This is a genomic window from Pseudomonas ogarae, from assembly GCF_014268695.2.
Classification (GTDB): domain Bacteria; phylum Pseudomonadota; class Gammaproteobacteria; order Pseudomonadales; family Pseudomonadaceae; genus Aquipseudomonas; species Aquipseudomonas kilonensis.
In genome coordinates, this window is the sequence record NZ_CP077086.1 from 6,355,701 (window position 1) to 6,369,383 (window position 13,683).

Sequence of the window (13,683 nt, forward strand, 5' to 3'; positions counted from 1 at the left end):
CAAAACAAGGAAATCGAATGGATCTGGTACTCGACCTGCTGGCCACCGTGTCCCGCTGGAGCCGCAGCAACCTGTCGGAAATCTCCCTGGCATTGGTAGGCTGCCTGCTGGTGCTGTTTGGTGCCGATATCAAGGGCTGGGTCGAACAACGCCTGGGCAGCATCGCCGGCGCCTTGCGCGTCCCGCTGATCGCCCTGCTGTGCATGATCGGCAGCGGTGCGGCACTGATTTACGCCACGCCGTGGATCGTCAGGGGCTTGAGCCAGTTCAACAACTACAGCCTGGCGCCGGTGTTGTTGGTGGTGCTGGTGTTGATAGGTGTGGTCGCGGATCGACGCTGACCCGGTCACCTAAAACAACTGTGGGAGCGAGCTTGCTCGCGATGAGGCCATAACATCCAACATCAAGGTTGACTGTTATGCCGCTATCGCGAGCAAGCTCGCTCCCACAGGGGATCCCCTTTCAGCAGGGACTTCTGGTGTTTAAGCCACCTTCTCGAATTTCAAATCCCAAACCCCATGCCCAAGCCGTTCGCCTCGGCGTTCGAACTTGGTGATCGGCCGTTCAGCCGGGCGTGGCACGCACTTGCCGTCTTCGGCCAGGTTGCGATAGCCCGGGGCGACGTTCATCACTTCCAGCATGTATTCAGCGTAGGGTTCCCAGTCGGTGGCCATGTGCAGCACACCGCCGACCTTCAACTTGCTGCGCACCAGTTCAGCGAACGACGCCTGGACGATACGGCGCTTGTGGTGCCGGCTTTTGTGCCAAGGGTCCGGGAAGAACAGCATCAGCCGGTCGAGGCTGTTGTCGGCCACGCAGCGGTTGAGCACTTCGATGGCGTCGCAATCGTAGACCCGCAAGTTGGTCAGCCCTTGGGTCAGCACGCCGTTGAGCAGCGCACCGACGCCGGGACGATGGACTTCCACACCGATGAAATCCTGCTCCGGCGAAGCGGCGGCCATTTCCAGCAACGAATGGCCCATGCCGAAGCCGATTTCCAGCGAGCGCGGGGCCGAGCGGCCGAAGACCTGGTCAAAATCCACCGGCGCATCGGCCAGCGGCAGGACAAACAGCGGCGCGCCCTGCTCCAGGCCGCGCTGCTGGCCTTCAGTCATGCGCCCGGCGCGCATCACGAAACTCTTGATGCGGCGGTGCTGGCGCTCTTCGCCTTCTTCCGGCAGGACCGGCGTGTCGTTCGATTCAGTCATCAATGGCTCTTACTTGATCAGACCATCCAGCGGCGAGGAGGCGCTGGCGTAAAGTTTTTTCGGCATGCGGCCAGCCAGATACGCCAGGCGACCAGCGACGATGGCGTGCTTCATGGCTTCGGCCATCAGGATCGGTTGCTGGGCGTGGGCGATGGCCGAGTTCATCAGCACCGCTTCGCAACCCAGTTCCATGGCGATGGTGGCGTCGGAAGCGGTACCGACACCGGCATCCACCAACACCGGGATCTTGGCTTCTTCCAGGATGATCTGCAGGTTGTACGGGTTGCAGATCCCCAGGCCTGTGCCGATCAGGCCGGCCAGCGGCATGACCGCGATGCAGCCGATTTCCGCCAATTGACGGGCGATGATCGGGTCATCGCTGGTGTAGACCATCACGTCGAAGCCTTCCTTGACCAAGGTTTCAGCGGCCTTGAGGGTTTCGATCACGTTGGGGAACAGGGTTTTCTGGTCCGCCAGCACTTCCAGCTTCACCAGGTTGTGGCCGTCGAGCAGCTCACGGGCCAGGCGGCAGGTGCGCACGGCCTCAATAGCGTCGAAGCAACCGGCGGTGTTCGGCAGGATGGTGTAGCGGTCCGGCGGCAGGATATCCAGCAGGTTCGGTTCGCCCGGGTTCTGGCCGATGTTGGTCCGGCGCACGGCGACGGTCACGATTTCGGCGCCCGAGGCCTCGATGGCCAGGCGGGTTTCTTCCATGTCGCGATATTTGCCGGTGCCTACCAGCAAACGCGACTGGTAGGTACGACCGGCCAGGACGAAGGGCTTGTCGCTACGAACGATGCTCATGGGAAATCCTCTGTTGGGGTGAGGTTCTTGCGAAATGCTGCGAAACCGAGGCGACTAGCCGCCGCCGATGGCGTGGACCACTTCAACGCTGTCGCCATCGTTCAACGTGGTTTCGGCGTGCTGGCTGCGCGGGACGATATCCAGATTGAGCTCCACCGCGACGCGGCGTCCGGTGAGTTCCAGACGGGTCAACAGGGCCGCAACGGTTTCACCGTCGGGCAGATCAAGGGGTTCGCCGTTCAACTGAATGCGCATGCCGGATGCCGCCATCATTTTTAGGGGCTGGCATTCTAGCCCGATCAGTCTGGGTGACCCAAGCCATTCGTCATGAAATGGACCGCCCGGTCAGCCCAGCCGCCAGGCGGCAAGCCCCAGGCACACCCAACCGATCAGGAACGCCACGCCGCCCACCGGTGTGATGATGCCCAGCTTGCTGATGCCCGTGAGGGTCAGCAGGTACAGGCTGCCGGAGAACAACAGGATGCCAACCACAAATGAAACCCCGGCCCAGGTGACGATGCGACCGGGAATGTGCGTGGCCAGCAGCGCAACGCCCAGCAACGCCAGGGTGTGCACCAGTTGGTAGGTGACGCCGGTGTGGAAAATCGCCAGGTATTCGGCGCTCAGGCGGCCTTTCAGGCCATGGGCGGCAAACGCCCCCAGTGCCACGCCCGTGAAGCCGAAAAAAGCAGCCAGCATCAGAAAGCTACGCAGCATGAGAACTCCAGTCAGACTCGGTGGACAGGGTCTGTATAATGGCCCGCTCGACGGGTTCGGCCAAGCCATCTCTATGCTGCGTTTATTATTTCGACGATTCCTTAAAGCCCTGCTCTGGTTCGCCGTTGGCAGCGTTGTGCTCGTGCTGTTGTTTCGGGTGGTACCGCCGCCGTTCACGGCGCTGATGATCGAGCGCAAGGTTGAATCCTGGTTCGGCGGCGAACCCATCGACCTGCAACGCACCTGGCAGCCTTGGGACCAGATCTCCGACAGCCTGAAAGTCGCGGTGATTGCTGGCGAAGACCAGAAATTCCCCGAGCACTGGGGCTTCGACATCGGCGCGATCCAGGCCGCGTTCGCCCACAATGGGCGTGGCGGTTCGATTCGCGGCGCCAGCACCCTCAGCCAGCAAGTGTCCAAGAACCTGTTCCTGTGGTCGGGCCGCAGTTGGCTGCGCAAGGGGCTGGAGGCCTGGTTCACGGCACTGATCGAGGTGTTCTGGCCCAAACAGCGGATCCTCGAGGTGTACCTCAACAGTGTCGAGTGGGATGACGGTGTATTCGGGGCCGAAGCCGCCGCGCGACATCATTTCCGCGTCAGCGCCGACGCCTTGTCCCGGCAACAGGCAAGCCTGCTGGCGGCGGTATTGCCCAACCCGCGCAAATGGAGCGCCAGCCGGCCGAGCCCCTATGTGCTAAGGCGGGCGGGCTGGATTCGCCAGCAGATGAGCCAGTTGGGGGGCGACAGCTATTTGCTGGAACTCAATAATTCGCGGCGAGCGCCTTGGGCCCAGTAGCAGCAACACCGAAGCCCCCCCTGTGGGAGCGAGCTTGCTCGCGATGGCGGTGTATCAGTCAACATCAATGTGGCTGACCTGCCGCTATCGCGAGCAAGCTCGCTCCCACAGGGGATTGCATCGCACAAACAAAAACGCCCCGATCATCTCTGATCGGAGCGTTTTTTATGGTCGTTACCGCAGTCAGGCGGCGATCGACACCTTGAGCTTGTTCATCGCGCTCTTCTCAAGCTGGCGAATCCGCTCGGCCGACACGTTGTACTTCTGCGCCAGGTCGTGCAGCGTGGCTTTTTCCTCGGCCAGCCAGCGCTGGTAGAGGATGTCGCGGCTGCGCTCGTCCAGAACTTCCAGGGCTTCGTGCAGGTTGGTGTTGGAGTTGTCGCTCCAGTCGGCGTCTTCCAGTTGACGCGCCGGGTCGTACCGGTGGTCTTCAAGGTAGTTGGCCGGCGATTGGAAAGCGCTGTCGTCGTCCGCTTCGGCGGCCGGGTCGAAGGCCATGTCATGGCCGGTCAGGCGGCTTTCCATCTCGCGCACTTCCCGAGGCTCTACGCCCAGGCTTTCGGCGACACGATGGACTTCTTCGTTGTTCAGCCAGGCCAGGCGTTTCTTCTGGCTGCGCAGGTTGAAGAACAACTTGCGCTGGGCCTTGGTGGTCGCGACTTTCACGATGCGCCAGTTGCGCAGGATGAACTCGTGGATTTCCGCCTTGATCCAGTGCACCGCAAACGACACCAGGCGCACGCCCATTTCCGGGTTGAAACGCTTGACCGCCTTCATCAGGCCGACGTTGCCTTCCTGGATCAGGTCGGCCTGGGCCAGCCCGTAGCCGGAATAGCTGCGGGCGATATGTACGACAAAACGCAGGTGGGCGAGCACCATCTGCCGAGCCGCCTCAAGATCCTGCTCATAATAGAGACTCTCGGCCAGTTCACGCTCCTGCTCGGGGGTCAGCAATGGAATGCTGTTCACCGTGTGCACATAGGCCTCCAGGTTCGCACCCGGGACCAGAGCATAAGCAGGTTGCAAAGAAGTGGTCATACGAAAAAACCTCCGACTCACATAACTCGTGCAGTTCAGCACTGCGAAAATTGACCGGGAACCCTAGGACAAGTTCCCACAAAAATTGAAAGGTCAATACACGCAAAAAAACACTTATTTTGGCGCAAGCTCACGCAAGTGGCGTGCGACCGCAATCCATGCACCGATATAACCCAACAGCACCGCGCCAAGCAAGAGCGACAGACCGTCGGCGGCTGGCACACCGGCCAGCGAGAAATCACTGCCGTACAAACCGGCCAGCGCTGTTACCGCATCGTTCAGCCAATCCAGGCCGAACGCCAATACACCCCAGGACAGAATCCCGGCACCGAAGCCATACAGCGCGCCCATATAAAGGAAGGGCCTGCGTACATAACTGTCCGTACCGCCGACGAGTTTAATCACTTCTATCTCGGTGCGGCGGTTTTCAATATGAAGACGAATGGTATTGCCTATCACCAAAAGTAATGCAGAAACCAGCAGCACCGTCAGACCGAAGACAAAACGGTCGCCGAGCTTGAGGATGGCCGCAAGACGCTCGACCCAGACTAGATCAAGTTGCGCCTGTTGTACCTTCGGCAACTCGGAAAGTCTTTGTCTTAATGCTTCAAGGGTCGGCTTGTCGACCTCGTTCGGCGTCACCAGCACCACCCCGGGCAGCGGGTTCTCCGGCAGCTCCTTGAGGGCTTCGCCCAGGCCGGACTGCTGCTGGAATTCTTCAAGCGCCTGCTCGCGCCCGATGTATTCGGCATCGGCCACGCCCGGCATGGCTTTGATCTGCTCGCGCAACGCCTGGCCTTCGCCGGGGCTCGCGTCCATCTGCAAGTACAGGGAAATCTGCGCCGCGCGCTGCCAGGAACCGCCCAGGCGCTCCACATTACTTAACAATAATGACAGGCCCATGGGCAGACTCAGGGCAACCGCCATCACCATGCAGGTAAAGAAGCTGCCGATGGGTTGCTTGCCCAGGCGCCGCAGGCTGTCCAGCAGGCTGGCGCGATGGCTTTCGATCCATGCGCGCAGCAGCGTGGAGAAGTCCGGGCCGTCGTCATCGTCGCGTTTTTTCTTTTGCGGCTGCGGATCGGAGGCCTTCGGGGCCACGCGTTCGGCCACTTTCGGGCTGCGAGTAGCACTCATACGCCAGCCTCCCCGTCACCAATCAGGCGTCCGCGCTGCAACGTGAGCATGCGGTGACGCATGCGCGCGATCAACGCCAGGTCGTGACTGGCAATCAGCACGCTGGTGCCCAGGCGGTTGATGTCTTCGAATACGCCCATGATCTCCGCCGCCAGGCGCGGGTCGAGGTTACCGGTGGGTTCGTCCGCCAGCAGCAAGGCCGGGCGATGGACGATGGCGCGGGCGATGCCGACGCGCTGCTGTTGGCCGGTGGACAGGTCGCCCGGGTACAGGTCGGTCTTGTCCGACAGGGCCACACGCTCCAGGGCCGAGTCCACGCGCTTGATGATCTCGGCCTTGGACAGGCCCAGGATCTGCAACGGCAACGCCACGTTGTTGAACACCGTGCGATCGAACAGCAACTGGTGATTCTGGAACACCACGCCGATCTGCCGCCGCAGGTAGGGAATCTGGGCATTGCTGATGGTGCTCAGGTCCTGGCCGGCCAGCAGCAGTTTGCCGGTGGAGGGTCGCTCCATCGCCAGCAGCAGGCGCAGCAAGGTACTTTTACCGGCGCCGGAATGGCCGGTGACAAACAGAAACTCGCCCCGACGGACCCGAAAGCTCAGCTCATGCAAGCCGACGTGACCGTTCGGATAGCGTTTACCGACCTGTTCGAAACGAATCATGAATGCTCCCGTTCGGCAAACAGTGCCTGGACAAAGGGCTCAGCTTCAAAGGTGCGCAAGTCGTCGATGCCTTCACCCACGCCGATATAGCGGATAGGGAGGCCGAACTGCTTGGCCAGGGCGAAAATCACCCCGCCCTTGGCGGTGCCGTCGAGCTTGGTCAGGGCCAGCCCGGTCAGTTCGACGGTCTGGTTGAACTGCTTGGCCTGGTTGATGGCGTTCTGGCCGGTACCGGCGTCCAGCACCAGCAGCACTTCGTGGGGTGCGTCGGCGTCGAGCTTGCCGATCACCCGGCGCACCTTCTTCAATTCTTCCATCAGGTTGTCTTTGGTGTGCAGGCGACCGGCCGTGTCGGCGATCAACACATCGATGCCACGGGCCTTGGCGGCCTGCACGGCGTCGAAGATCACCGAAGCGGAATCGGCGCCGGTGTGCTGGGCAATCACTGGGATCTTGTTACGCTCGCCCCACACTTGCAGCTGTTCGACCGCGGCGGCGCGGAAGGTGTCGCCTGCCGCCAGCATGACTTTCTTGCCTTCGAGCTGCAGCTTCTTGGCCAGCTTGCCAATGGTGGTGGTCTTGCCAGCACCGTTGACACCGACGACCAGGATCACGAACGGCTTGTTCTGCGAGGCGATCACCAGCGGTTTTTCCACCGGCTTGAGCAGGCTGGTCAGCTCGCCTTGCAGGGATTTGTACAGTGCATCGGCGTCGGTCAGCTGTTTACGCGCGACCTTCTGGGTCAGGCTCTGGATGATCACCGAGGTGGCCTCGACACCGACGTCGGCGGTCAGCAGGCGGGTCTCGATGTCTTCCAGCAATTCGTCGTCGATGACTTTCTTGCCCAGGAACAGGCTGGCCATGCCTTCGCCGATGCTGGCGCTGGTCTTGGACAGGCCCTGCTTGAGGCGGGCGAAGAAGCCGACCTTGTTTTCCTCGGCGCTACGGACCGGCTCGACGGGGGCAATGGTTTCCAACAGGGCAGGTGCCGGTTCGGGCGCGGCTTGCGCAACCACGGGCGCAACGACGGCGACCGGCGGCTCAATGACAGCGTCGACGACTGGCGCCTCGACAACCTGCGTCGGCGCTGGAATTGGCGGGGTGATATGGGGCGCCGTTTCCTCGACCAGCGCGACCGGCTCTTCCGCCACCGGCAAGGTCAGCCAGGGGGTTTGCTCGGCGGGCGGGGTCAGCGGCTGCTCGGCCACCAACTCAACAACGGTCTCAGCCTCGACCGGTTGCAGCACCGGCTCGGCAATCGGCAGGACGATGGGCGCGGTTTCTTCGGCCACTGCCTCGGCGGCGGGCTCAGGCAGCGGTTGTGGCTGTTCGACGACGGTTTCCTGCGGCTTCTTGCGCAGCCATCCGAACAGGCCTTTTTTCTCGCCAGCCTCAGCTGGGGTCTTCTTGTCGTCGTTGGAACCAAACATGGAGGACGGCTATCTCACGGTAGCGACGCGCCACGAGGGCGCCTCGGTGATAAATATTCAATGCTGAACAGACTGCGTTTCATCCAGCTTGTTCACGCGCAACATTTTGTCGAGGCGTCCCGAGGACACCTCAACGTCGATTTTTTCGAAGGACTGGTACGGCATCATCGGCGAAAACGCCGGGATCAACGAACAAACCCGACGTTTCTCCGGGGAACCCAGACAACCCCGGGTCGATAAAAGGCCCGATAGGCGTGGCCGCCAGTAAAACGGATCAGTATCCTAGCACCCTCTCGCCTGCCGACGCTAAGACCTAGCAGGCAACCCAACAGGTTTAAACACGAATGAATGCTCTTGCCCGCCGCGCCGCAGGCCTGCTGCTCAGCACAGTTTGTCTGCCCTTTTCAGCCTTGGCTGCCGACCCACAACCCACCCACGAATTTACCCTCGACAACGGCCTGAAGGTCGTCGTGCGCGAAGATCATCGTGCGCCGGTCGTGGTCTCCCAGGTCTGGTACAAGGTTGGCTCCAGCTACGAAACGCCAGGCCAGACCGGTTTGTCCCACGCCCTTGAGCACATGATGTTCAAGGGCAGTGAAAAAGTCGGTCCCGGCGAAGCGTCGCTGATCCTGCGCGACCTCGGTGCCGAAGAGAACGCCTTCACCAGCGATGACTTCACCGCCTATTACCAGGTACTGGCCCGCGACCGCCTGGGCGTGGCTTTCGAGCTGGAAGCCGACCGCATGGCCAGCCTGCGCCTGCCGCCGGAGGAGTTCAGCCGCGAGATCGAGGTGATCAAGGAAGAGCGCCGCATGCGCACCGACGACAAGCCCATGTCCAAGGCCTACGAGCGCTTCAAGGCCATGGCTTACCCGGCCAGCGGCTACCACACGCCGACCATCGGCTGGATGGCCGACCTGGACCGGATGACCGTCGAGGAGCTGCGTCACTGGTACGAATCCTGGTACACCCCGAACAACGCGACCCTGGTGGTGGTCGGCGACGTGACGCCGGACGAGGTCAAGTCCCTGGCCCAGCGCTATTTCGGCCCGATTGCCCGGCGCGCGGTGCCGGTGGCGAAAATTCCCCTGGAGCTGGCCGAACCCGGCGAGCGCCAGATCACCCTGCATGTGCAGACCCAACTGCCCAGCGTGATGCTGGCCTTCAATGTGCCGAGCATCGCCACCGCGACGGACAAGGGCTCAGTCAACGCGCTGCGGCTGATCTCGGCCCTGCTGGACGGCGGCTACAGCGGGCGGATCCCGACCCAGCTGGAGCGCGGCGAAGAGCTGGTGTCCGGCGGTTCGTCGAGCTACGACGCCTTCACCCGCGGCGACACACTGTTCACCTTGTCGGCGACGCCCAACACGCAGAAAAACAAAACCATCGCCCAGGCCGAAGCCGGTCTGTGGCGCTTGCTCGAACAGTTGAAAACTACCGCGCCGACCGCCGAAGAGCTGGAGCGTGTGCGCGCCCAGGTCATCGCTGGCCTGGTCTATGAGCGCGACTCGATCACCAGCCAGGCCACCGCCATCGGCCAGTTGGAGACCGTCGGTTTGTCCTGGAAGCTGATGGACACCGAACTCGCCGAACTGCAAAGCGTGACCCCGCAAGATATCCAGAAGGCAGCCCAGCTGTATTTCACCCGCTCGCGCCTGAGCGTTGCGCATGTCCTGCCCGAGGAGAAAGCTCATGAGTGAGCGCAAATCACGGCGCCCGGTACTGATCGGCCTGGCGCTCATCGCCCTGGCCGGCTCCCTGGCGTTCTATCTGTCGCCGACCACCGACGTCACCGCCAGCCAGGCATTGGATAACGCCAAGTCCGGCAACAAGCTGCAATCATTGGCGGAACTGGATGGTAAAGCCCCCAGCCACCGCCAACTCGACGTGCAAACCTGGAAAACCGCCGACGGCGCCAAGGTGCTGTTCGTCGAAGCCCGGGAATTGCCGATGTTCGACCTGCGCCTGACCTTCGCCGCCGGCAGCAGCCAGGATGGCGACGCCCCCGGCCTCGCCCTGCTGACCAACGCCATGCTCAACGAGGGCGTGGCCGGCAAGGACGTCAGCGCCATTGCCCAAGGCTTCGAGAGCCTCGGTGCAGACTTCGGCAACGGCGCCTACCGGGACATGGCCATGGCGTCCCTGCGCAGCCTCAGCGCAGCCGACAAGCGTGAGCCGGCATTGAAGCTGTTCGCCGAGGTCGTCGGCAAACCGACCTTCCCTGCCGACTCCTTCGCCCGCATCAAGAACCAGATGCTCGCCGGTTTCGAATACCAGAAACAGAACCCAGGCAAACTGGCCGGCCTGGAACTGATGAAGCGCCTGTACGGCGATCATCCCTATGCCCACTCCAGCGATGGCACCGCCGACAGCATTCCACCGATCACCCTGGCCCAGGCCCGGGCTTTCCACGCCAAGGCCTACGCCGCCGGCAACGCCGTGATCGCGCTGGTGGGGGATTTGTCCCGCGCCGAAGCCGAAGCAGTGGCCAACCAGGTGTCCGCCGCTCTACCCAAAGGTCCGGCCCTGGCGAAAACCCCGCCACCGGTGGAGCCCAAGGCGAGTATCGGCCACATCGAATTCCCATCCAAGCAGACCAACCTGATGCTCGCGCAACTAGGCATTGACCGCGACGATCCGGACTATGCCGCCGTGTCCCTGGGCAACCAGATCCTCGGCGGTGGCGGCTTCGGCACTCGGCTGATGACCGAGGTGCGGGAAAAGCGCGGCCTGACCTACGGCGTGTACTCCGGCTTCACGGCGATGCAAGCCCGCGGCCCGTTCATGATCAACCTGCAGACCCGTGCGGAGATGAGCGAAGGCACCTTGAAACTGGTGCAGGACGTGTTCGCCGACTACCTCAAGAACGGTCCCACCCAGAAAGAACTCGATGACGCCAAGCGTGAGTTGGCCGGCAGCTTCCCGCTGTCCACCGCCAGCAATGCGGACATCGTCGGCCAACTCGGCGCCATGGGTTTCTATGACTTGCCGCTGAGCTACCTGGAGGACTTCATGCGTCAGTCCCAGGGACTGACGGTCGAGCAAGTCAAGGCCGCGCTGAACAAGCACCTGAGCACCGACAAAATGGTCATCGTCACCGCCGGCCCGAGCGTGCCGCAAAAGCCGCTGCCGCCCCCCACTGAAAAACCTGCCGAGCAGCCGCTCGGGGTTCCGGAGCACTAATGGCCCGTCCATCGAATTCCAGCAAGAAACCCGTGCACAACGGTGTGAACCAGTTGCGCATCATCGGCGGCGAATGGCGCAGCCGGCGCCTGAGCTTCCCGGATGCCCCGGGCCTGCGCCCCACTCCCGACCGCGTGCGCGAAACCCTGTTCAACTGGCTCGCCCCCTATGTGGCAGGTGCCCGGGTGCTCGACCCGTTCGCCGGTAGCGGCGCGCTGTTTCTCGAGGCCCTGTCCCGTGGCGCCGCCATGGGCCAGGCGCTGGATGCCAGCAACCTGGCGGTCTCCAGCCTGAAAGAACACCTGGGCACGCTGCGCTGCACCGTCGGCCAGGTGCAGACCGCCGACGCCCTGCGTTACCTGGACAGCCAACCGGCGACGCCTTTCGACCTGGTGTTCCTCGACCCGCCTTTCAACCAGAACCTGTTGCCGACGGTCTGCGCGTTACTTGAGGACCGTCAGTGGTTGGCCGAGGATTCCTGGGTCTACACTGAAAGCGAGACCGCCCCGTCCACCCTGGGCTTGCCGGGCAATTGGCGCTTGCATCGCGAGCAGAAATCCGGACGGGTGTATTACGCGTTGTGGCAGCGTTCGGCAAAGGACATTGGCTGAACGGCTGACCAGTGCATCGAGAATAATAATGATGTCCGCCGCATCCGAACGTTTCGTCCCTGCCCCGGGCCTTGGCAACCCGCATTTGCAAACGCTATGGGGCCCGTTGTGGCGCCAGACCACCCACATCGATCGCCAACGCGAGCGCCTGTGGCTGCAAGACGGTGATTTCCTCGACCTTGACTGGCACGGCCCCCACAGCGCCGAGGCACCGCTGGTGCTGGTGCTACACGGGCTGACCGGATCTTCCAACTCGCCTTACGTGGCGGGGCTGCAACAAGCCCTTGGTCGCCAGGGTTGGGCCAGTGCGGCCTTGAACTGGCGTGGCTGCTCGGGTGAGCCGAACCTGTTGCCCCGCAGCTACCACTCGGGCGTCAGCGAAGACCTGGCCGCCGCCATCACCCACTTGCGCGCCCGACGGCCCTTGGCGCCGCTGTTTGCGGTGGGTTATTCACTGGGCGGCAATGTGCTGCTCAAGCACCTGGGGGAAACTGGCCGTGACAGCCAGTTGCAAGGGGCGGTGGCGGTCTCGGTGCCGTTTCGCCTCGACCAGTGTGCCGATCGCATCGGCCAGGGATTCTCCAGGTTCTACCAGGCGCATTTCATGCGCCAGCTCGTGGCCTATGTGCGCAACAAGCAACGCCAGTTCCAGCACGACGGACGCCACGAAGGCCTGGCGACCCTGGCGGCGCTTGGCCCGTTGGAAAACATGCGCACCTTCTGGGACTTTGACGGCCGGGTGACGGCGCCGCTGCACGGGTTCTCCGATGCCGCGGATTACTACCGCCGCGCCTCCAGCCGTTATTTCATGGAGGGCATCAGCACGCCGACCCTGGTCATCCAAGCCGCCGACGATCCTTTTGTGTTCCCTCACAGCCTGCCCGAACCGCGCGAATTATCCGCTTCGACCCGGATTGAACTGCACGCCCGGGGCGGGCATGTGGGGTTTGTCGACGGAACCCTGCGGCGCCCGGGGTACTACCTGGAGCGGCGAATTCCCGATTGGCTGGCCAGCCTGGGGCGCGGCTGAGCGCGATGGTTCCTGACCAACACACATCCCCTGTGGGAGCGGGCTTGCTCGCGAAAGCGGTATGGCAGTCAGTGAAGATGTTGAATGTCAGGCCGCCATCGCGAGCAAGCTTTGCTCCCACAGGGTATCTGGGTTGCCTATAAATCTGCGGTCAAGCCCGCTCCCACATTGGTTCCGGGTGTTTGTTATTCGCCCGTCGCCACGCCCCGCTGGGGATCATTGATCCACTCACTCCACGAGCCAGCGTACAGCCTCCCCAGCGGATACCCTGCCAGGCACAAGGCAAACAGGTTATGACACGCCGTCACACCGGAGCCGCAATAGGCCACCAGGTCGGTGGGCGAGCGCTCGCCCAGTTTTTCGGCGAAGCGCTGCTTGAGCTGGTCGGCCGGCAGGAAGCGGCCATCGGCACCCAGGTTGTCGGTGAACGCCGCGCACTGGGCACCCGGGATATGCCCGGCTATCGGGTCGATGGGCTCGACTTCCCCTTTGAATCGCGGCAACGCCCGGGCGTCCAGCAGGGTCATGTCTGTTTGACCGAGGCGCTGTTGCAGCGCTTGGGCACTGAGCACCACGCTCGCATCCGACGCCCCGCTGAAGGTCCCGCGACTGTTCTGCGGCGGATCAAGACTCAGGGGCAAGCCAGCGGCATGCCAGGCCTTGAGCCCACCGTCGAGGATGTACACGCCCTCGCGCTTGCCCAGCCAGGCCAGCAACCACCAGGCCCGCGCGGCATAGGCGCCGGGACCGTCGTCGTACAGCACGACATCGCTGTCGTTATCGATCCCCCAGGCCTTGAGGCGCTCGATCAACGCCTCGGGCTCCGGCAGCGGATGACGCCCGGTCACGCCTTTGGTCACCGGCCCACTCAGATCGCGTTCAAGGTCCGCGAACGATGCACCGGCGATGTGGCCCTCGGCATAACTGCGCTGGCCATAATCCGGGTCTTCCAGGGCAAAACGGCAATCGAGGATGACCAGCCCGGGCTGTGATCGCCGCTGTTCGAGGGCTTGAGGGCTGATGAGTTGCGCAATGGGCATGGTGAACTCCTGTGGCTAAGT

General features: G+C 62.8%; 15 protein-coding genes. 6 read left to right on the forward strand and 9 right to left on the reverse strand.

The window, feature by feature from the left end; genetic code table 11:
* Positions 1-17: 17 nt before the first annotated feature.
* Entirely contained in the window at positions 18-341 is a 324-nt protein-coding gene (locus HU749_RS28170; protein WP_014340681.1) for a DUF3392 domain-containing protein, read from the forward strand.
* Between the two features lie 141 nt (positions 342-482).
* Here HU749_RS28170 and trmB read toward each other — a convergent pair whose 3' ends face one another.
* The 4 genes from trmB to HU749_RS28190 all read right to left on the reverse strand — a co-directional run bounded on the left by trmB (position 483) and on the right by HU749_RS28190 (position 2,729).
* Entirely contained in the window at positions 483-1,208 is a 726-nt protein-coding gene (gene trmB / locus HU749_RS28175; protein ID WP_014340682.1) for a tRNA (guanosine(46)-N7)-methyltransferase TrmB, read from the reverse strand.
* Between the two features lie 9 nt (positions 1,209-1,217).
* Complete coding sequence (locus HU749_RS28180) at positions 1,218-2,012, reverse strand: thiazole synthase (protein WP_003177480.1); 795 nt, start codon at positions 2,010-2,012, stop codon at positions 1,218-1,220.
* A gap of 54 nt (positions 2,013-2,066) precedes the next feature.
* Positions 2,067-2,267 (reverse strand): sulfur carrier protein ThiS, encoded by a 201-nt coding sequence (gene thiS / locus HU749_RS28185; RefSeq protein ID WP_018609493.1) that lies wholly within the window; start codon positions 2,265-2,267, stop codon positions 2,067-2,069.
* A 90-nt stretch (positions 2,268-2,357) separates the two neighbouring features.
* The gene (locus tag HU749_RS28190; protein ID WP_186649267.1) at positions 2,358-2,729 is read right to left on the reverse strand and encodes a DUF423 domain-containing protein; all 372 of its coding nucleotides are present in this window, start codon (positions 2,727-2,729) and stop codon (positions 2,358-2,360) included.
* A 73-nt stretch (positions 2,730-2,802) separates the two neighbouring features.
* On the opposite strand from HU749_RS28190, the gene mtgA reads away from it, so the two are divergent.
* A complete protein-coding gene (gene mtgA, locus HU749_RS28195) occupies positions 2,803-3,525 on the forward strand; it encodes a monofunctional biosynthetic peptidoglycan transglycosylase (protein ID WP_079302969.1) in 723 nt (240 codons plus the stop codon).
* Between the two features lie 183 nt (positions 3,526-3,708).
* Here mtgA and rpoH read toward each other — a convergent pair whose 3' ends face one another.
* From rpoH to ftsY, 4 genes are all read right to left on the reverse strand, one after another.
* A complete protein-coding gene (gene rpoH / locus HU749_RS28200; RefSeq protein WP_003177476.1) occupies positions 3,709-4,563 on the reverse strand; it encodes an RNA polymerase sigma factor RpoH in 855 nt (284 codons plus the stop codon).
* 114 nt (positions 4,564-4,677) lie between these two features.
* Complete coding sequence (gene ftsX, locus HU749_RS28205) at positions 4,678-5,700, reverse strand: permease-like cell division protein FtsX (protein ID WP_186649268.1); 1,023 nt, start codon at positions 5,698-5,700, stop codon at positions 4,678-4,680.
* Entirely contained in the window at positions 5,697-6,368 is a 672-nt protein-coding gene (ftsE, locus tag HU749_RS28210; protein WP_003177474.1) for a cell division ATP-binding protein FtsE, read from the reverse strand. The genes ftsX and ftsE overlap by 4 nt, the downstream gene beginning before the upstream one ends.
* Complete coding sequence (gene ftsY, locus HU749_RS28215) at positions 6,365-7,798, reverse strand: signal recognition particle-docking protein FtsY (protein WP_079302970.1); 1,434 nt, start codon at positions 7,796-7,798, stop codon at positions 6,365-6,367. The genes ftsE and ftsY overlap by 4 nt, the downstream gene beginning before the upstream one ends.
* Before the next feature lie 344 nt (positions 7,799-8,142).
* On the opposite strand from ftsY, the gene HU749_RS28220 reads away from it, so the two are divergent.
* The 4 genes from HU749_RS28220 to HU749_RS28235 are packed head-to-tail and all read left to right on the forward strand — an operon-like array spanning position 8,143 to position 12,622.
* A complete protein-coding gene (locus HU749_RS28220) occupies positions 8,143-9,498 on the forward strand; it encodes a M16 family metallopeptidase (protein ID WP_014340687.1) in 1,356 nt (451 codons plus the stop codon).
* Positions 9,491-10,981, forward strand: a complete 1,491-nt coding sequence (locus HU749_RS28225) for a M16 family metallopeptidase (protein ID WP_095962431.1) — start codon at positions 9,491-9,493, stop codon at positions 10,979-10,981. The genes HU749_RS28220 and HU749_RS28225 overlap by 8 nt, the downstream gene beginning before the upstream one ends.
* Positions 10,981-11,592 (forward strand): 16S rRNA (guanine(966)-N(2))-methyltransferase RsmD, encoded by a 612-nt coding sequence (gene rsmD / locus HU749_RS28230; protein WP_014340689.1) that lies wholly within the window; start codon positions 10,981-10,983, stop codon positions 11,590-11,592. The genes HU749_RS28225 and rsmD overlap by 1 nt, the downstream gene beginning before the upstream one ends.
* Before the next feature lie 31 nt (positions 11,593-11,623).
* Complete coding sequence (locus HU749_RS28235; RefSeq protein WP_079303452.1) at positions 11,624-12,622, forward strand: hydrolase; 999 nt, start codon at positions 11,624-11,626, stop codon at positions 12,620-12,622.
* A gap of 185 nt (positions 12,623-12,807) precedes the next feature.
* Here HU749_RS28235 and HU749_RS28240 read toward each other — a convergent pair whose 3' ends face one another.
* A complete protein-coding gene (locus tag HU749_RS28240; protein WP_079302972.1) occupies positions 12,808-13,662 on the reverse strand; it encodes a sulfurtransferase in 855 nt (284 codons plus the stop codon).
* Between the last annotated feature and the right edge of the window lie 21 nt (positions 13,663-13,683).